The sequence below is a fragment of the Flavobacterium cryophilum genome, assembly GCF_048286555.1.
Lineage (GTDB): Bacteria > Bacteroidota > Bacteroidia > Flavobacteriales > Flavobacteriaceae > Flavobacterium.
Genome location: NZ_JBLVPZ010000001.1, coordinates 1 through 19045, shown reverse-complemented (window position 1 = coordinate 19045; position 19045 = coordinate 1). Strand labels below are relative to the sequence as shown.

20 protein-coding genes, 2 tRNA genes and 1 pseudogene are annotated in these 19045 nt (G+C 36.0%); 14 read left to right on the top strand and 9 right to left on the bottom strand.

Features of this window, described 5'->3' with window-relative positions; all coding sequences use genetic code 11:
* Positions 1-201: 201 nt before the first annotated feature.
* From trxA to ACNQGJ_RS00100, 4 genes are all read left to right on the top strand, one after another.
* Positions 202-519 (top strand): thioredoxin, encoded by a 318-nt coding sequence (gene trxA, locus ACNQGJ_RS00115; protein ID WP_417971296.1) that lies wholly within the window; start codon positions 202-204, stop codon positions 517-519.
* Between the two features lie 168 nt (positions 520-687).
* Positions 688-1614: a DUF58 domain-containing protein gene (locus tag ACNQGJ_RS00110; RefSeq protein WP_417971298.1), complete on the top strand. Its 927-nt coding sequence runs from the start codon at positions 688-690 to the stop codon at positions 1612-1614.
* Between the two features lie 86 nt (positions 1615-1700).
* Positions 1701-1774, top strand: a tRNA-Asp gene (locus ACNQGJ_RS00105).
* 168 nt (positions 1775-1942) lie between these two features.
* Positions 1943-2016: transfer RNA gene (locus ACNQGJ_RS00100), tRNA-Asp, on the top strand.
* A 71-nt stretch (positions 2017-2087) separates the two neighbouring features.
* Here the strand turns inward: ACNQGJ_RS00100 and ACNQGJ_RS00095 are convergent.
* Positions 2088-2588 (bottom strand): DUF456 domain-containing protein, encoded by a 501-nt coding sequence (locus tag ACNQGJ_RS00095; protein ID WP_417971300.1) that lies wholly within the window; start codon positions 2586-2588, stop codon positions 2088-2090.
* A gap of 478 nt (positions 2589-3066) precedes the next feature.
* Between ACNQGJ_RS00095 and ACNQGJ_RS00090 the strand changes: the two genes are divergently transcribed.
* On the top strand, positions 3067-3543 hold the full coding sequence (locus tag ACNQGJ_RS00090; protein ID WP_417971302.1) for a hypothetical protein: 477 nt from the start codon (positions 3067-3069) through the stop codon (positions 3541-3543).
* Between the two features lie 103 nt (positions 3544-3646).
* Here ACNQGJ_RS00090 and ACNQGJ_RS00085 read toward each other — a convergent pair whose 3' ends face one another.
* Together ACNQGJ_RS00085 and ACNQGJ_RS00080 are read right to left on the bottom strand one after the other, a co-directional pair.
* Positions 3647-4747: a glycosyltransferase family 2 protein gene (locus ACNQGJ_RS00085; protein WP_417971304.1), complete on the bottom strand. Its 1101-nt coding sequence runs from the start codon at positions 4745-4747 to the stop codon at positions 3647-3649.
* A gap of 7 nt (positions 4748-4754) precedes the next feature.
* Positions 4755-5729, bottom strand: a complete 975-nt coding sequence (locus ACNQGJ_RS00080; protein ID WP_417971306.1) for a hypothetical protein — start codon at positions 5727-5729, stop codon at positions 4755-4757.
* Positions 5730-5784: 55 nt separating this feature from the next.
* On the opposite strand from ACNQGJ_RS00080, the gene ruvC reads away from it, so the two are divergent.
* The 7 genes from ruvC to ACNQGJ_RS00045 all read left to right on the top strand — a co-directional run bounded on the left by ruvC (position 5785) and on the right by ACNQGJ_RS00045 (position 10176).
* Positions 5785-6339 carry a crossover junction endodeoxyribonuclease RuvC gene (ruvC, locus tag ACNQGJ_RS00075; protein WP_417971308.1) on the top strand — a complete coding sequence of 185 codons (555 nt, stop codon included), beginning with the start codon at positions 5785-5787 and terminating at the stop codon, positions 6337-6339.
* 62 nt (positions 6340-6401) lie between these two features.
* A complete protein-coding gene (gene hemW, locus ACNQGJ_RS00070) occupies positions 6402-7529 on the top strand; it encodes a radical SAM family heme chaperone HemW (protein ID WP_417971310.1) in 1128 nt (375 codons plus the stop codon).
* A gap of 34 nt (positions 7530-7563) precedes the next feature.
* On the top strand, positions 7564-7848 hold the full coding sequence (locus tag ACNQGJ_RS00065; RefSeq protein WP_417971312.1) for a GIY-YIG nuclease family protein: 285 nt from the start codon (positions 7564-7566) through the stop codon (positions 7846-7848).
* Positions 7849-7887: 39 nt separating this feature from the next.
* Positions 7888-8670 carry a cyclase family protein gene (locus ACNQGJ_RS00060; RefSeq protein ID WP_417971314.1) on the top strand — a complete coding sequence of 261 codons (783 nt, stop codon included), beginning with the start codon at positions 7888-7890 and terminating at the stop codon, positions 8668-8670.
* Positions 8667-9020 carry a DUF4260 domain-containing protein gene (locus tag ACNQGJ_RS00055; RefSeq protein ID WP_417971316.1) on the top strand — a complete coding sequence of 118 codons (354 nt, stop codon included), beginning with the start codon at positions 8667-8669 and terminating at the stop codon, positions 9018-9020. The genes ACNQGJ_RS00060 and ACNQGJ_RS00055 overlap by 4 nt, the downstream gene beginning before the upstream one ends.
* Before the next feature lie 3 nt (positions 9021-9023).
* The gene (locus ACNQGJ_RS00050) at positions 9024-9395 is read left to right on the top strand and encodes an MmcQ/YjbR family DNA-binding protein (protein ID WP_417971318.1); all 372 of its coding nucleotides are present in this window, start codon (positions 9024-9026) and stop codon (positions 9393-9395) included.
* 67 nt (positions 9396-9462) lie between these two features.
* Positions 9463-10176, top strand: coding sequence for a PH domain-containing protein (locus ACNQGJ_RS00045; RefSeq protein WP_417971320.1), 714 nt, complete (start codon positions 9463-9465; stop codon positions 10174-10176).
* 71 nt (positions 10177-10247) lie between these two features.
* Here the strand turns inward: ACNQGJ_RS00045 and ACNQGJ_RS00040 are convergent, their stop codons facing one another.
* The 3 genes from ACNQGJ_RS00040 to ACNQGJ_RS00030 all read right to left on the bottom strand — a co-directional run bounded on the left by ACNQGJ_RS00040 (position 10248) and on the right by ACNQGJ_RS00030 (position 13603).
* Positions 10248-11348: a DUF4407 domain-containing protein gene (locus ACNQGJ_RS00040; RefSeq protein ID WP_417971322.1), complete on the bottom strand. Its 1101-nt coding sequence runs from the start codon at positions 11346-11348 to the stop codon at positions 10248-10250.
* Positions 11349-11534: 186 nt separating this feature from the next.
* Entirely contained in the window at positions 11535-13136 is a 1602-nt protein-coding gene (gene pckA, locus ACNQGJ_RS00035) for a phosphoenolpyruvate carboxykinase (ATP) (RefSeq protein WP_417971324.1), read from the bottom strand.
* A 74-nt stretch (positions 13137-13210) separates the two neighbouring features.
* Positions 13211-13603: a DUF423 domain-containing protein gene (locus ACNQGJ_RS00030; protein WP_417971326.1), complete on the bottom strand. Its 393-nt coding sequence runs from the start codon at positions 13601-13603 to the stop codon at positions 13211-13213.
* Positions 13604-13781: 178 nt separating this feature from the next.
* Between ACNQGJ_RS00030 and ACNQGJ_RS00025 the strand changes: the two genes are divergently transcribed.
* On the top strand, positions 13782-15152 hold the full coding sequence (locus ACNQGJ_RS00025) for a saccharopine dehydrogenase family protein (RefSeq protein ID WP_417971328.1): 1371 nt from the start codon (positions 13782-13784) through the stop codon (positions 15150-15152).
* 399 nt (positions 15153-15551) lie between these two features.
* Positions 15552-16205: a hypothetical protein gene (locus tag ACNQGJ_RS00020; RefSeq protein ID WP_417971330.1), complete on the top strand. Its 654-nt coding sequence runs from the start codon at positions 15552-15554 to the stop codon at positions 16203-16205.
* Positions 16206-16424: 219 nt separating this feature from the next.
* Here ACNQGJ_RS00020 and ACNQGJ_RS00015 read toward each other — a convergent pair whose 3' ends face one another.
* The 3 genes and pseudogenes from ACNQGJ_RS00015 to ACNQGJ_RS00005 form a co-directional block, all read right to left on the bottom strand.
* Positions 16425-17585, bottom strand: a complete 1161-nt coding sequence (locus tag ACNQGJ_RS00015) for an IS91 family transposase (RefSeq protein ID WP_417971332.1) — start codon at positions 17583-17585, stop codon at positions 16425-16427.
* Entirely contained in the window at positions 17570-18361 is a 792-nt protein-coding gene (locus ACNQGJ_RS00010) for a tyrosine-type recombinase/integrase (protein ID WP_417980291.1), read from the bottom strand. The genes ACNQGJ_RS00015 and ACNQGJ_RS00010 overlap by 16 nt, the downstream gene beginning before the upstream one ends.
* A gap of 441 nt (positions 18362-18802) precedes the next feature.
* Positions 18803-19045: pseudogene (locus ACNQGJ_RS00005) on the bottom strand (hypothetical protein); the annotation flags it as partial.

The following is a 19045-nucleotide window of genomic DNA, read 5'->3' as shown; positions in this document are numbered from 1 at the left end:
GTTTCGAACCCTGACTGGGTTATAAAAGATTGAAACGAATAGCAGGAAAAAGCTCCTAACATTTATTAAAAATAACAATTGACAATACACTTATAATCAAAACTAATTTATGAATGGCGTTTGATTGGTTTTTAATTTCTAAATTTGTAATCAAGTTTGAAACTTTAAATATTTCAAACGATAAACTTTAAATAAAATATTATGGCAGTAGCAATAACAGACGCGAATTTTGAAGAATTGGTTTTGAAATCAGACAAACCGGTAATGGTGGATTTTTGGGCAGCATGGTGTGGACCCTGTAGAATGGTAGGGCCAATCATTGATGAGTTAAGTAATGAATATGAAGGAAGAGTGGTTGTAGGGAAGGTTGATGTTGATGCAAATCAAGAATTTGCAGCCAAATATGGAGTAAGAAATATCCCTACGGTATTAGTTTTTCATAACGGTGAAGTAGTAGGGAAGCAAGTAGGAGTTGCTCCAAAACAAACTTACGCCGATAGTTTAGACGCATTGTTGTAATCGGTAGATTATGATTTATATAGAATCTGAAAAGATTCAAATAAAAGGTTTGGCGAAAGTCAAGCCTTTTTTTTTGTTTAAGCTGAATTTATTTCAGCTTCTCGATTTAGTTTTATTTATGTAATCTTTTAATTTTTAAATCATTCCATCTTTTACTACATTTGAGATATGAAGATCGAATCGCAAATAGAGAAAATTTCTAGTTTTCAGCATCTGGAGTTGCTGGCCAATCAAGTTGTGGAAGGTTTTATTTCAGGAATGCATAAAAGTCCGTTTCATGGATTTTCAGCAGAATTTGCTGAGCATAAAGTGTACAATGTTGGAGAAAGCACAAAACACATCGATTGGAAGTTGTTTGCCAAAACGGATCGTTTGTACACCAAACGATTTGAGGAAGAAACTAATTTGCGCTGTCATCTTATCATCGATAATTCGTCGTCGATGCATTATCCTAAATTAAAAGACAGCCAGAATTTTTTTGAGAATAAGATTGGGTTTTCAGTTTTGGCTTCGGCCGTTTTAATGAATCTCTTGAAGAAGCAACGCGATGCTGTGGGAATCAGCGTGTTTTCGGATAGATACGAGTATTATGCCCCTGAAAAAGGCAGTGATCGCCATCACAGAATGATCTTAAACACACTCGAAGGGCTCTTAGAAAAACCTATAGCTACAAAAAGCACCGATACAATTACATTTTTACATCAAATAGCGGAGAAAATTCACCGTCGTTCGATGATTATCTTATTTACGGATATGTTTCAGTCCGGCAATGAAGAAGAGCTGTTTAATGCCTTACAACATTTAAAACATAATAAGCATAAAGTAGTTTTATTTCATGTTGTCGATACCAAAACGGAGCTGAATTTTGACTTTGACAATGCTCCAAAGAAGTTTATTGATGTGGAAACGGGCGAAGAAGTAGCTGTTTTTGCCGATAATGTCAAAGAAGAATACGAAAAACAGATCGAGAGTTACTTTAAAAAGCTTGCCTTAACCTGCTCGCAAAACCGAATAAAGTACATTCCGGTAAGCGTTGGGGAAAGTTTTGAAAAAATTTTAATGACATACCTAGTTGAAAAACAAAACTTTGGATAATCCAGTTAAACTTTGTCAAATATTTTTTTTAAAAACGCTTGTGTAAACGGAAATCTATTGTATCTTTGCCACCGCAATAACGCAGAGGTTTGGTAGTTCAGTTGGTTAGAATACATGCCTGTCACGCATGGGGTCGCGGGTTCGAGTCCCGTCCAGACCGCAATATTGGGGAAAGCCTTTCGTAACAGAAAGGCTTTTTTGCCCCTGTAAAGTATCTAAAGTTAGTTGTGTTGTTTGGTCGGCCTTGTAAGCTGACCGGGTTTAGTAGTTAGACCAATGAAAAGCTTTCCACTTTGGTGGATAGCTTTTTTGATTTAAAAATAAAGCAGGTTTGGTAGTTCAGTTGGTTAGAATACATGCCTGTCACGCATGGGGTCGCGGGTTCGAGTCCCGTCCAGACCGCTAAATAGCGGAAAGCCTTTCGCTACTGAAAGGCTTTTTTGTTGTCGTATATATCTAAAACGCACAATTCGTTAGAATAAATCGGATTTATGCTGCCATACAATCCAAATAAACAATCCCAAATACATTACGCAAACTACAAATTTCATAAAGCTGGAAGCTAAAAAGCCTATAAAAGAGCCTGTCGCAGCTTTTAAAGCCCGATTATGGTCTTTAAAATCATAAATAAGTTCTCCAATGAGTGCGCCAACAAACGGACCTATAATAAACCCAAAAGGGACAGGAGCAAGAATTCCAACAATAAGTCCGATGTTTGTTCCCCAAATACCATAGGAACTCCCGCCAAATCTCTTGGTTCCTTTAGCTGGTATCACGTAATCTAAAACCGATATAATTACGGTGATCAATAAAGCAATTCCTAAAACCCAATAATTTGCCGGAACAGCATTTGTGAAATAAAGGAATACTAATCCAACCCAACTGATGCCAGGTCCAGGTAAAACAGGTAAAAAGCTACCAAAAAGACCTAAAATCACACACAAGAAACCAAGAGTCAAAAGCAGTATGTCCATATATTTATTTTTAGTAATTTTGAAAACAGAAAAGCAAAACGTAATTACCTTATGAAAGCGATCAAATGAATTGTTTCATTTTCAAGGATGTTCTTTTTTTACTTTTTCTTCCGGGACTATAAAAGCCTTGAAAAAAATGTAAATAGCAATAATGCGTTAAGAGGCTATGTAATGCGAGAATACAGTAAAAGTATTGAATTTTTATGTTAAAGAGTTTGAAACGCTTTTCTTTTAATTTTTCGACAAAAAATTAAATCTGAAGTTGGTGTTCGCAAAGTAGGAATGGTCTTAGTATACGATTTAAAGTGCTGTTTTTTCAAATTGAGTGGCAGGTTTATATCCAGATCAAAAAGAAATGGCAGCTGAAAACAAAAGGAAAAGGTTTGCTGACAACTACGAAAATTATTTGCTTTCGAAAGCATCGCAAAAAAAATAATTGTATTTTTATAGATTATTAGTTCAATTCAAAAACAAAACCTTGAAGCAATATTACCTCTTTTTAGTATTTATATTTTTAAATTCCTGTCAGTACTTGGACAAACAAATTCCTTCGGAAAAGGAATTATTGCAAAGGGAACTGAAAGCGATCAATTGGAAAGAAGTAGATGAATATCCATCGGTAGCTAATTGTGAAAAAATAGAAGATAAAAAGCAACGGCAACAGTGTTTTTTTGAAGTTTTAACGCAGCTTATTCAAGAGAAGTTGAGCGTTGACACCCTTTCAATCCAATATCCTGAATTAGATACAATTGAAGTAAAGGTCACTGTTTTTCCAAATGCAACCCTGCAATTTGAACCGCAGTTTCCAAAAGATTCTGTTGCGTACGACAAAATTAAAATTGACAGTATTCTTAGAGTCCGTTTGGTTGATTTCCCCAAAATTAATCCAGCTATCAAGCGAGGAATTCCAGTAAAAACGCAATTTATTCTTCCGGTTGTTCTTAAAGTGGAGTAGATTTTTTTTGGAGCTGCTTCCAGCTGTTCACTGTATCTTTTTCTTTTTAAAGAAAAAAAGAAAAAGGATGCCGTTTCCATCTGGGCTAGGGTTTTAGTGCAAATTAGAATTTTCTGCCTTTCCATTCGTATTTTCCAAACAAAGAATACAAAGCCACGCTCACACTAAAAAAAGGATAGAACAAACTACTCAAAATCAAATATTGTATTTTGGTCTTGGTTAAAAATTGATTGGCTTTGTAAATCAAAACGGTATCAACAAGAAATTTTAAAAGGAACAGCAAAACTATATTTTGAAACGGAATAACGCTAAACACCCAACACCCAACACCTAAAACCAAACACAAATTCCCCATAAAAACCAGGATTGCTAATCCTTTGCCGAAAGAGCTTTGATACGAACTTGTTTTTGAAGCCCATCGAACTCGTTGGTAGAATAACGATTTCCAATCGTTCAATGGTTTTGTGATGACAATATTGCTGTGAGATTTTAGATAACATACTTTTTTAGGAAAATGGGCAATCGCTTTTTGTAACAAGAAAACATCATCACCGCTGGCAATGCCATCATTTCCTTCGAAACCATGCAGCTTTTTAAAAAATGATTTGGTATACGCAAAATTGGCGCCATTGCACATGAATCCTTTGTCAATGCCAAAACTCCCAATAGTTGCGCCTTGTAAACTCGCTAGATCCAATTGCTGGAAATGATGCAAAAATGAATTGTCACAATCATATGTTACCGCTCCGGCAATCATCGCAACATCATGAAGCTGAATGTAATTGTCCAAGGTCAATAGCCAGTTTTCATTGACCACACAATCGGCATCGGTGGTGATAATCCAATCCGTATTTACAATTTGCATCGCAGTTACAATAGCATCTTTCTTGGGCGAATTCGTAACCCGAATGTTCTTTATAATTGAAGTTTTAAACTTTACACTTGGAACTAAAAACATTTCCTCAGATTCATCGTCGACCAAAATCACTTCAAACAATTCCATCGGATAATTCAGCTTCGACAAACTTTCTAATAAAACAGGTAGATTTTCAGCTTCATTCCGAAAAGGTACGATAATCGAGAATTTTGTTTTTGGCGTTAAGCCGGCAAGTTCAACTGCAGTTACTTTGGTGAAACCATAAATCAGTGCAATTATCGCAAAGCAATAAGAGAGGATTATGATGTGTAAAATAATTGTAATCATCGTTGTTTTATAAAGTTTCGTCTCTCTCTCCTTTAGAGAGGGTTGGGGAGAGGATTTTAAAATTCAATACATAATAAGTGCCAATTATCACGGGTAAAACTACGTTCAAAAACCACATTAAAGTCGAGATAAAAATCACAATCCATTCGTTTACACCAAGAATTCCAAAGAAATAAACCGCAACACTTCCTTTTACAGCAAAGTCTAAAAACTGAAAAGTGGGTAAGGAGGAAGCCAGAAAGTACACGCTTGTGATTGTTGCAAGCAATGTTAAATACGGTAAATCAACATCAAAAGCCAAAAACAAAAAGTAGTATTGGTGCGAAAAAACCAGATATCGGCAAATGCCTAAAAAGATGTTTTTTTGATGAATTGATTTTGGGATTTCATTAATTTTTTGAATCAGTTTTTCTATAGAATAACCTTTGACAGTAATTTTTTTGACCGAAAATAAAACAATGAAAAGAAGTATTAGAAATCCAAAAAGTAGTGCTACCGTTTTTGCGGTAATCACATTGTATTGCGAGTTAAAATACAATAAGCCGAAAATCCCAAAAATAACGGTCACTATCATTTGGATTCCGTTGCAAATCAGGTTCAAGAAAATCACTTTTTTTGTGTGTGATTTGTCAAAAAACAATGCTTTTCCGGCATATTCTCCAATTCCATTTGGCGTAAAAAGTCCCGCGGTTAATGCTCCAAGAACTTGTTTGGTTGCTTCGCCCAACGATATTTTATGGATAAATTTGACTAAGTTTTGCCATTTCAAGATTTCAAAAAACCGATTTAAAACGCTCAACAATAGAATAAAGGCGATTCCGCCAATGGACTGGTTTTTCTGGAATAAAACAATGAATTTTTGCCAATTCAGTTTGTCGTTGTTAGCCAATTGATTGTAAATAAAATAAAACGCACCGCCCACAATCAAAAGTTTGATTAGAAGTACTAGGAATTGCTTAATTTTGTGTGGAATTGAAATCATTGGTGCAAAGTAACAAAACTTTAAACTTTTAGACTTTAAACTTTAAACTAAATCATTGGCAAACGAACGCATCATATTAGGAATTGACCCAGGAACGACCATTATGGGTTTTGGATTGATAAAAATTGTCAATAAAAAAATGGAATTTTTGCAGCTGAACGAATTGCAATTGTCCAAATACGACAACCATTATCAAAAGCTGAAAATCATTTTTGAGCGTACCATTGAGTTAATCGATACTCATAATCCAGACGAAATTGCAATTGAAGCGCCTTTTTTTGGTAAAAATGTGCAATCGATGCTCAAGTTAGGACGCGCGCAAGGTGTGGCCATGGCAGCAGGACTTTCGAGAGATATTCCCATTACTGAATACGAACCCAAGAAAATAAAAATGGCGATTACCGGCAACGGAAACGCCAGCAAAGAACAAGTAGCTAAAATGCTTCAACAACTGCTTGGCTTGAAAGAACTACCGAAAAACCTCGATAGCACGGACGGATTAGCAGCTGCGGTTTGTCATTTTTTCAATTCTGGAAAAGTGGTTGGAGAGAAAAGTTATACCGGTTGGGGTGCTTTTGTGAAACAAAACGAAGAACGAATAAAAAAATAGTTTTCAGTCGCAGTTTTCAGTCTCAACAACTGGAAACTGCGACTGCGACTGAACATTACTAAATGAGCGGAATCTATATCCATATCCCTTTTTGCAAGCAGGCGTGTCATTACTGCGACTTTCATTTTTCGACTTCGATGCAAAAGAAAGAACAGATGGTTTTGGCTATTGCCAAAGAAATTCAAATGCGCAAAAGCGAGTTTAAAAATCAAATAGTAGAGACCATTTATTTCGGCGGAGGAACGCCAAGCGTATTGACTTCTGAAGAAATTAATTTTCTGATTGCTGAAGTGTATGCAAACTATTCTGTTTCGGAAAGTCCTGAAATCACACTCGAAGCCAATCCTGATGATTTGTCAAGGGAACGAATAATTGAATTGGTTGAAAGTAAAATCAACCGATTAAGCATCGGGATTCAATCTTTTTTTGAAGAAGATTTAAAACTGATGAACCGCGCCCATAATTCGGCGGAAGCCAAAAAATGCCTCGAAGTAGCGATGCAGTATTTTGACAATATTTCCCTTGATTTGATTTATGGAATTCCGGGAATGAGCAATGAGAAATGGAAACAAAACATTGAAACAGCATTGTCTTTTGCGATTCCGCATATCTCGAGTTATGCTTTGACGGTAGAACCAAAAACCGCTTTGAATAAACTGATTCAAACCGGAAAAATTGCCGCTCCGAAAGATGAAGTCGCCCAAGAACATTTTGCTATTTTGGTACAAACGCTCGAAGCCAATGATTTTATACATTATGAAATATCAAATTTTGGGAAGGCAAATTATTTCTCCAAGAATAATTCGGCGTATTGGTTGGGAAAAAAATACATTGGAATTGGTCCTTCTGCGCACAGTTATAATGGCGTTTCCAGAAGTTGGAATGTGTCGAATAATTCTCTTTATTTGAAATCCATTCAAGAAGATATATTACCCAACGAAATAGAAATTCTTTCGATTACTGACCGATATAACGAATATGTTATGACGGGTTTACGAACGATTTGGGGCGTCTCTTTGGAAAGAGTCGAAACAGAATTTGGAAGTGAATATTTGGAATATTTGAATAAACAGACTCAGAAATTCCTCGAGGATGATTTGGTTTTTATCGAAAACAATATTTTGAAGCCCACCAAAAAAGGAAAGTTTTTGACAGATGGAATTGCATCAGACTTATTTATCCTGAACTAGTTTCAGGATCTGTTAATTTTTAATTGATTCTTGTATGGAAAAAGGATTTACATATATTTTGACTAATAAAAATGCCACTATTTTGTATGTTGGAGCTACCAAAAATCTTAAAAATAGAATTGATTGTCATAGAAGTGGTACAGGCGCAGTTTTTACAAAAAAATATAATGCTACAATTTTAATCTATTTTGAGGAGTTTGATGATTTAAGTGATGCTTTTAAAAGAGAAAAACAACTTAAAAATTGGCATAAAGATTGGAAATGGAATATTGCAAAACTTTCAAATCCTGAATTAAAAGATTTATATTTGAACTTATAAAGTATCTCCAGATGAGATGCTGAAATAAATTCAGCATAAATGTTAGCAACAATTCAAAATAACAACCAAACCATTGAAGTCGATTTATCAAAACCCATTGATATTTCGATTCCGTTAACGAATACAGACGAGAATCCAATTGCTTGGTATATCGAGAAACCAGTCATTGAACCTGTTGTTTTTGGGGAATGGATTGGCAAAGTTTCGGAAGGAAAATCGTCTACCAATTTCAATAATATTTTCTTCAATCCACACGGACATGGAACGCACACCGAGTGTCTGGGGCATATTACACGAGAATTTTACAGTATAAATCAATCGTTGAAACAATTTTTATTTTTGGCCGAATTGATTTCGGTTGTGCCAGAACTACAAGGAGAAGATTTGGTGATTACACTGGATAGCATCTCGACTGCGCTCGATGTGACATTAAAGTTAGGTGTTCCAAAAGAAGCCCTAATTATTAGAACTCTACCTAATTTTAAAATAAAAAAATCTTTAAAATATTCGAATACGAATCCGCCTTATCTAAATGAAGAGGCTGCGCGTTTTATTCGCGAAATCGGAATTCAGCATTTATTAATTGATTTGCCAAGTGTCGATAAAGAAAAAGATGATGGAAAATTATTGGCGCACAAAGCCTTTTGGAATGTAACCGATGTCAACAATCTGAATGCAGATGCTAGATTAAATTGTACGATTACCGAGATGATTTTTGTTCCAGATGAGGTGAAAGACGGTACTTATTTGCTGAATTTACAAATCTCATCTTTTGAAAATGATGCGAGTCCGAGTAAGCCGGTTTTGTATAAAATACTATGAAAAACACATTAAAGCTAGAAGAGTTATGGTTATTTGTGCTAGGAATTTATCTTTTCGATCGATTGGATTATGCTTGGTGGTGGTTTCTGGTTTTAATTTTAGTTCCGGATTTATCCATGATTGGGTATGTTTTTGGAACTAAATCAGGAGCTTTCTGTTACAATTTGTTTCATCATCGAGCAATTGCCATTGCATTGTATTTTATTGGGATTTATTATTCAAATTCATTAATTCAACTTTCAGGAGTAATTTTATTTTCCCACTCTTCAATGGATCGGATGTTTGGTTATGGCTTGAAATATGAAACGGGGTTTAAGTATACTCATTTGGGCCAAATAGGAAAAAAATAAACAATGAACCTAGAAACGTATTACGAATATTGTGGTTCCAAGAAAGGAATGACGGAACATTTTCCTTTTGATGAAGATACGTTGGTATTTAAAGTGGGTGGAAAAATGTTTGCCTTATCTTCTTTAAGCCAATGGGAGAAAGGGCAGCCATCAGTTAATTTAAAATGTGATCCGGAGCGTGCTCAGGAATTGCGTGCTGAATACGATGCTATTCAGGCGGGTTTTCACATGAGTAAAATCCATTGGAATACAATTGCTGTAAATGAGTCAGTTTCGGATGCGCTTGTCAAAGAGTTAATTGATCATTCCTATGAATTGGTTTTCAAAAGTTTAACAAAGAAATTGCAGCTTGAAATTCAAGAATTAGATAATTAGGCATTACTTTTGCGAATAATTGTGGATTAAAATTAATATACCCTTTGAAATAAATTCAGCATATCAGATGAAAGAACAATTTAAGAAATTTTTAAACGAAGAACAAGACCCAAAAGCTATTGAGAAAATCGCGTCAAAATTGAGTGATTTATTGATGAAGAATGAAGAAATCGGATACATTGCTGTTCAAAAAAAACCAGCGATTACCGTTTTGCCCGATAGTATTGTGATGACAAATAAAAGAATTATCATTTGTCAACCCAAAAATTTGGGACTTTCAATGAATTTTATTGATTATACTTGGGATGAAATTGAAGGTACATTTGTCAAAGAAAATATTTTGGGTTCAGAATTTTCTTTTACGACCCGAACAAATATGGAAGTTTCGATTGATTATATTCCTAAAATCCAAGCACGAAAAATTTTCACTTATGCCAAAGAACAATTGGATATCTTGAAAGTTGGCGCCATATTAAACGCAACAGTTATTGATGAAGTTCCTGCGATATCGATAGAAGAGGAAATTGAAGCTGTTGAAGAAATGGAAACAGAAGAAGTGACTAATTTCGCTGAAATAATGCCGTTTTCACAACCGAATTTCACTGCTGAACATCAGGAATTCGAGGAAGTTGCAGTCACATCAAAAGATAAATCTTTAAATGATTTGTCGCAAGATGAACTTTTTGAAAAACTACAGAACTTCAAAAAATTGCTTGACAACGGGTTAATTTTACAAGGGGAATATGATGCTTTCAAAAAAGAAATTTTAAGTCATATGTAATCTTAAATTCGAAAGTCCCAAAGTCAAAAGATATTTACTCGCTTTCGACTTTAGGACTTTTGACCTTTGACTTAAAGCGTTCTTTGCTGTTTTTTTACAAAATTATGGGATTGTAATTCTAATAAATCGGTAGCGTTTTTTCGTTGTAAATCATATAATTTTTTATCCTCAGCGATATCTCCGTATACTTTGTCGTGCATTGTAGCGCTTGTTTTTACTAGTAAACTGCGCTGGTACTTGTCTTGTTCGATTGTTGCTTTCAATGCGGTTTCTAAATCTTCTAATTTATAGTCGTATTCGCCTTTTGGTGATAAAAGTTTTGCAATAATAGGGGAGGTTTCTATAGCTAGAAATAACAACATGATAAAAAATGAAGGCAACCAAGGCAATTTATCCAAAGCGTTGATTCGGGCCATTAATCCATCGAATCCATCAATGATAGGTTGGGTTTCGGTAACTTTCTTGTCTAAATCAGCTTGAAGAGTTTGGGACTTTTTGTCCATTTCAGCAATTTTAGACAAGTTGGTTTTCTGTAAGGTGTCGAGTTCTTTTTTTGCCAAATCATGTTTGGCGATTTTCTCTTTAAAAACAGGGCCTTTGCCTAATTTTTTGGTTCCAGCAGTTCCTTCTGCCTCTGTGATATAAGTTTCGTACAGTGTATTGACTTCTTTTTCTTTATTGGTAATTTCTAATTTTAAATTATCCCTTTCCGTTTTGTTTTTATCCAGATCGGATTTGAAATAATTCGACACTTCTTTTTTGTTATTCAAAGCCATGGCATTTTTCTCTTTCAGTAAAACGGTATTAATTTCTTTTTCAAAGATTTTAATTTCTAATGGTTTTGAGATCACTATCGCAATGATTACTGCTAAAATAATTCGGGGAGTTGCCTGCAGAAATTCGCTTGCAAACCGGTCTCTTTTTCGAATAGTGGAAACAATAAAACGATCGAGGTTGAAAATAAGCAAACTCCAAACGATACCAAATGCGATTGCCGGATAAATGCTGTCGAAAACGGTAAACAGCGCATACGAGCTGGCAAGAAAAGCCATTACTGCAGTAAAGAAAACGGTGGCGCCAATACCTACATATTTGGTTTGTTCGCCTTCGGAACAGCCTTCAAGAAGGTTTTTGTCTGCGCCGGAACAGAGGATAAAAAATTGCTTTAACATGATTTATGATTTTTTGATTGATTGATTCACCAGTTCGCCTGTCGGACTCGTGTTATGATTACAAATTTAACGCCAAAAAAGAAACATTGGTATATAGGACTGATATGTTTTTAATTAGCCATTTTTATATATAAAAATAGAGCCGCTCTTTACGAGCGGCTCTATTAGTTTTGAATTAATATTAACTTAAGTCAATGGTGCTCCTGCCATAATTTCGGCATTGGCAAATTCTTCAAATTTGGCAAAGTTAGCTTTGAATTTTTGGGCTAATTCTACTGCTTTTTTATCGTATTGTTCCGGATCTTTCCAAGTGTTTCTTGGATTTAAAATTTCATTAGGAACATTGGGACACGTTTGCGGTTTTGCAATTCCAAATACTTCGTGATTGTCGTAGGATACATCATCCAATTCCCCGTCTAATGCGGCGGTGATCATGGCGCGCGTGTATTTTAACTTCATTCGGCTTCCTATTCCGTATGGACCACCTGTCCAACCAGTATTGATCAGCCAAACTTTTACATTCGCATCTTTCATTTTTTTACTCAACATTTCCGCATATTTTGTTGGGTGTAATGGCATAAAAGGCGCACCGAAACAAGCAGAAAAATTAGGCTGAGGTTCTGTAATACCTGCTTCTGTACCGGCAACTTTTGCAGTATACCCGGATATAAAATGGTATGCTGCCTGCCCAGGAGTCAGTTTAGAAATTGGAGGTAATATTCCGAATGAATCGGCAGTTAAGAAAAATATATTTTTTGGATTGTCGCCGATAGATCCTGGCTGAATATTATCAATATGATAAATAGGATAACTTACTCTCGTGTTTTGAGTTATGGAAATATCCTCAAAATCAACTTCATCAGTATCTTTTTTAAATACTACATTTTCTAGGATTGCTCCTTTTTTTATAGCTCTAAAAATATCTGGTTCGTTTTCTTCAGAAAGGTTTATGACTTTTGCATAACAACCACCTTCAAAGTTGAAAACCGTGTTTTCATTAGTCCAACCATGTTCATCATCACCAATTAATTTTCTGTTTGGATCAGCTGATAAAGTTGTTTTTCCGGTTCCCGATAGTCCAAAAAATATCGCGGTATCACCTGCTTTTCCAACATTGGCACTACAGTGCATTGGTAACGTATTCTTGAAAACTGGCAAAATGAAATTCAAAGCAGAGAAAATTCCCTTTTTAATTTCGCCTGTATATCCAGTTCCGCCTATTAAAACTACTTTTCGTGTAAAATCAAGAATTGCAAAATTGCTTTGACGTGTTCCGTCTAAAGTTGGATCGGCCATAAAGCTAGGCACGCAAAGTAAAGTCCATTCGGGGTCGAAGTTTGCTAATTCTTCCGTTTCAGGTCTTAAAAACATATTGTAGCAAAATAAGTTTGCCCAAGGAGTTTCTGTGACTACTCTAACATTTAATCTGTAATTTGGATCCGCGCATACGTATGAATCTCTTACATAAATTTCTCTATTAGATAAATAGGACGTTACTTTGTTGTAAAGCGCTTCAAAAGCAGTTGGTTCAAAAGGGATATTTACTTTTCCCCACCAAACTTGGTTTTCACTGATGCTGTCTTTAACTATATATCGGTCTTGCGGAGAACGGCCCGTATATTCACCTGTATTTACAGCTAATGCACCAGTTGAACTTTCAATTCCCTGGGCTAATTTTAACGTTATTTCGTGTAATTCTTCAGGGGATAACTGGTAATGAATTTTTGCATTTTCAATTCCTAATTCTTTTAACGAAATCGATTGCGAGAAAAGCGTGTTATTGTCCATAAATATATTGTTGTGTAGTTTCTTTTTATAGACTGCAAAAGTAGAAATTATATTTTAGATAGCCTTTGATTCTTTTATTTTTGTGATTTTTTGTTCATAATGTTCAGCAATAAACCGCACCATGCCAGTATTAATAAGAGACCGCCAATAGGAGTTACGAATCCAATAATTTTAAAATTAAAAGAAGTAAGGTCGTTTGTCGCTAACAAATAAATGGACCCAGAGAACAAAATTACACCAATAAGAACCAATAAAAAGATTGTTTTTTTTGTGCTTTGAGGTACTTGTGTCATAAGTCCTAAAAACAATAAAAATAACGCATGATACATTTGGTAGCGTACACCTGTTTCAAAAGTAGATAATTGCTCGATGGACAGCACTTTTTTTAGGGCATGGGCGCCAAAAGCGCCAAGAATTATAGCAATAATTCCGAAAATTGCTCCTGTTGATAAAATTTTTTTGTCCATGATATTGTTATTTTTTTACAAAAGTATCGCATCTGTCTGTTATTTAATAATGTTTGCTGCGTTACTTTTTTAACCTTGGTTTAATCCCGAATCAAATTTCACAACTTAGCTATTTTTTTCGCAAAGCTATTTGTTATAAATACAACAATTTTGTATGTTTGTGTTATAATTATAAAAAATGAAAACAATTTTAATAATCGGGGCGGGAAGATCAGCTTCATCTTTGATACATTATTTATTATGTAAATCAGAAAAAGAGAACCTGCATCTTATTATTGGTGATTTGTCATTGGCATTAGCCCAAAAAAAGACAAATAATCATCCCAATGCAACGGCGATTGCTTTAGATATTTTTGATGAAAATCAAAGGAAAGCGGCGATACAAAAAGCCAATATTGTTATTTCTATGTTGCCGGCTCATTTGCATATTGAGGTAGCTAGGGACTGCATAATTTACAAAAAACATTTGGTTACCGCTTCTTACGTAAGTGATGCCATGCAGGAATTAGATGCTGCAGCCAAAGAGAATAATCTGATTTTCATGAATGAAATTGGGCTCGATCCGGGGATTGACCACATGAGTGCGATGAAAGTGATTGATGAAATAAAAGACAAAGGGGGTAAAATCCTTCTTTTTGAGTCATTTTGTGGTGGGCTGGTTGCGCCGGAATCGGATACTAATCTTTGGAATTATAAATTTACCTGGGCCCCGCGCAATGTAGTTCTTGCAGGGCAGGGTGGTGCGGCTAAATTTATTCAGGAAGGAACGTATAAATACATTCCGTATGGTAATTTATTCCGCAGAACGGAGTTTCTGGATGTAGAGGGGTATGGTCGATTTGAAGCCTACTCGAACCGGGATTCCCTGAAATATCGAAGTGTGTATGGATTAGATAATGTGCTGACTTTGTACAGAGGAACGATTCGTAGAGTTGGTTTTTCTAAAGCATGGAATATGTTTGTACAGTTAGGAATGACGGACGATAGTTACGTCATGGAAGATTCAGAAAACATGAGTTACAGAGAATTTGTGAACTCGTTCTTGCCTTATCATCCAACGGATTCAGTGGAAATCAAAACTCGTTTGATTCTGAAGATTGATCAAGATGATATCATGTGGGACAAACTTTTGGAATTGGATTTGTTTAGTCGCGACAAAAAAGTAGGATTGAGGAATGCTACTCCGGCACAAATTATAGAGAAAATATTAACTGATAGTTGGACGCTTCAACAAGATGATAAAGATATGATTGTCATGTATCACAAATTTGGATACGAATTAAATGGCAAAAAAGAACAAATAGATTCCAAAATGGTTTGTATTGGCGATGATCAAACGTACACGGCGATGGCGAAAACAGTGGGTTTACCCGTTGCAATGGCGACCTTATTAATCTTGAATGCTAAGATTACAACTCCTGGAGTTCAATTACCAATTCGTAAAGAAGTGTATGTGCCTATTTTAAAAGAATTAGAAGAATATGGTGTTGTTTTCAAGGAACAATCCATGCCGTATTTAGGATACAATCCGGATAAAGAGTTTAGTTAGTAGTTTTTAGATTTGTAGTTTGATAAATCCGCTCCTTTTGACAAAAGTCTAGAGTTGCGGGTTTTTTTATGGACTCATTTATTGAATACGTATTTTTTGGGCGTGACCCTTCAGATTGCTTCGTCGTTCCTCCTCGCAACTTTGGGTCGGGCTGTTCGCTGCAATCTTTATGTTTTTAAAGAAAAAACATAAAGGATTTTCGCTGCCATCCCTCACGCAAAGCATTCCAATGATGCGCGGTTTTTTATAGAATTGTAAGAAAATTTAATTATATTTGGAAAACGCAAAGCGAAACATACTTTTATCAATCTACCCATTTTTGGGTATGAATACGAAGGTTTGTGTCGCTTTTATACAAGTTATATGCCATTATAAACAACAGCAACTATAAAAAAACTAATGAGAAATTTTGACAAACGCTTACAAGATTTGACCGATAACGAAATCATCGACATTCATTTAAATGCCTATCATGAAACAACTACAATCGACTTTAGAGTAATATCAACACTTTCTAGACTCAATAGAGAAGTTAGACATGCTATTAGTTTTGAAAATTCAAAGTATATTTTACCTTTAATTGGAATGACGACAATTTTAGACCAACTAGGGAATTGCTACTCTAGCTCTAGGAGACCTTTATTTCCAAATCCAAATTCTAGCGGAATAAAAAAAGCTTTATATTATTTTGGAAACTTCGATGATGATGATAAAATTTTAGAAACAGTGTATGCCCTAAGAAACGGAATCACTCACAATGCAAGTTTCATTTCACGAAATAAATATGGTATAGAAAAGGGGAAAAATTATATTTTTCACTACGACAATGAACAAACAGATCTTCTCATTAGTTCAGAGGAAGAATGGAATGGCGAATTGTCTAATATTAATAATAAAACCATAACTTTATTAAATCCAGCACTTCTTTTAAACCTTATAGAAAGTTGCATTAAGCAAGCCGACGATGATAACAAACAAAGTTTTTTAAGTATTGATTTACCTGAAGGCAAAAAAGAGTTAATCCATAGTTATTTGCATTGGCTTCCAAAATAACGGCATATAACAGTTAGGATTTCGTTGCGTGCGCAGCACCAACAATGAAAACCGTGTTGAACGGAACCGAATACCTGCCGCCAACACTATGGAGTTATCGTAAAGATTGTAGAGATATTTTCAAGAGGATTTTGTTCCTCTTTTTTTGTGGAGTTGTTTCAACTTGGTTTTTTTCATGTTTTCCTTCACTTTTGAACACAAGTTCCCTTACCCGTAAAATTAATTTTTATAGGGAATGGCGTTTTGACTACGGCCGAGAAACCAAGCAGGCGGACCACGCTGGTCAAAAACCGCTATGCGGTGTAAATTGCCTGTTTTACAAAAAGGACACTTGGGTAAAAAGGGCTTTTTTTCTGCTTTATCTAAAACTTTTACCTTGAGTTTTTCCTGCAAAAGTTTCAGCTTTTGACGCTTCCAAGTGCTGCTCAAAAAACCATAATGACGGATTTTCACAAACCGTTTGGGCAAAATATGCAACGAAAACCGCCTGATAAATTCCTGATGAGTTAGTGTCATTTGTTTTTTAACGCCCCCCATTCGGTAATCCTTGTAATCAAAAGTCACGTTTTGCTCGTCAATACTCTTAATTCTATTATTGCTGATGGCTATTTTATGGGTGTATCTTCCCAAATATTCCACCACTGATTTGGGACTTCCAAAAGGTTTCTTAGCAAATACTACCCATGGTTTTTGCCATAATTCCTGCCGGACTTGTTCGTATTGAGTAGGCGATTTTGCCTTGAGTTTTTCGCAAAATTTAGCCCTGAAAACCTTAGACAACGCCTTGACTGGAAACAGAAATTTACCGTCTGTTCTACTGTTTTGCCATTGTCCGTTTTTATTCACACCACCGCCTGGAACAATGCAATGCAGGTGCGGATGCAAACTCAATTGTTGTCCCCAAGTGTGCAAAACGGCGATCATTCCTGCCTTGCCGGCAGGCAGGCCCATTTGCATTTGCTTGCCTTTACCAAAACTTTGAAGCGTTTCCCATGTCGCTTCAAATAAGGTATCATAAACCATCTTGGGCTGATGCATCGCCAAAGAATTGATTATTTCTGGTAAGGTAAAAACGACGTGGAAGTATGGCACTGGCAAGAGTTCCGTGCTTCTAGCTTGTATCCAATCTTCTCGTTTGTTACCCTGACACTTCGGGCAATGCCGATTGCGGCAAGAGTTGTAGCTTATAGTGAGAGTACCACAACTATCGCAAGCATCGATATGACCACCCAACTCGGCTGTTCTACATTTTTTAATGGCGTAAAGCGTGCGGAGTTGCCACGTATTTAATCCATAGTTTTCGATTCTTGAACCTATTTTTCGCAGTACATCCGCTACTTCACTTCGACTTCGCCCTGTGCTGCTTACCGCCCGCTGCATTGGGCAAAAAGAGTATCAAGTGGACTAAAAACGCGCTGACTCTCGAGTTGGGCAATATGTAGATATTCCATTGTGGTCTCAACATTCTGGTGTCCCAAAAGGTCTTTCAAAGTCATAATATCTATACCGTCTTCGAGCAAATGCGTGGCATAACTGTGCCGAAGCGTATGGGTATGAACTTCTTTGATAATACCCGCTGCTTTGGCGACTTGTTTCACTGCCCATTGCACGCCTCGTTGCGAATACCGATTGTCAAAATCGCCACCGGCTCCATTAGGCAAAGGCTGTCCATTAAAAACATAATCTTGGGGTTTTTCGGCTTCGATGTATTTTTTCAGCCCACGAATTAAATGTTCTGAAAGAGGTACGTAACGGTCTTTTTTGCCTTTACCCTGCACCACTTTGAGTTGTTTTCGGTCAAAATCTAAATCCTGTAAACGCACACTTCTAGCTTCCATGCAGCGAAGTCCACAACCGTAAAGCAAGCCAATGAGGATTTTATGTTTAAGCAACTTGGCACAATGGAGCATCGCCCAAACTTCTTCCTTGCTCAAAACAACAGGGAGTTTTTTCTCGTGTTTTATCGAGGGCAACCGTAAAAATTCATACGGTAAACCCTCGGATTTTAGCAAAAACCGAAGTCCGTAAACACAGTGTTTAAAGTACGTTTGAAACGGTGTTTTTGACTTTTTTTGTTGATAAAACAAGTAATCCTGTACTTGTTCAGAATCTAATTCAGTTGGGATTTTACCAAAATAAAGCGAAATAGCCGCCACATGGCGGGAATAGTTATTGAACGTGCTTTGGCTTCTTCCTAAAATGGAAACCGTACGCTCAAATCGTTGAAGTAATTCCTCAAATCCAGGAACTTCGCGCTTGGCTTGGTTGAGGATTTTGTTTTCTCTTAACGCATCAGGATGCTTTTTTTTGTAGTCATAATATCCTATTTTAGTTATCTTCGTAAGATAATCAAAATCAACAATGGTGCTACCGAAGGTTTAGTTCAACACACGCTAGAAGCAATTTGGGTATTTGGCTTATGGAAAGATTGGTTTGTATTTGGAAGATTTGGCTAATCCGAAAATAGGGCTTAATTTAGTCCCAAACCCGCTGTAGTAGCGGGACGTCAGGCTGTGAAAAAACCTCATTTAGTCGCTATTTTGGCTTAAAATCATCCTCATAAACATCACTACAATCGTTCTACTACAAGCTCTTTTTTAGGCAGCAAATTGTAGCTCATTTTTAATAATGTCTTTACAAAGTCTAAAATAGTTCGTAATAAAGACAATACAAGCTTTTGCTTTGTAGGGTGTGTTCCAGTTCTTGATTTTGGCAATTAAATTGGGTACACCAAGAATATTTATCGTGCGTTTGATGTTGTAGACAAGCATAATTAAACTATGCTCCCCATTTACTTTTTCGAGGCCCGTCAAATTGGTGTGATTGTAGCCCCATTGTCT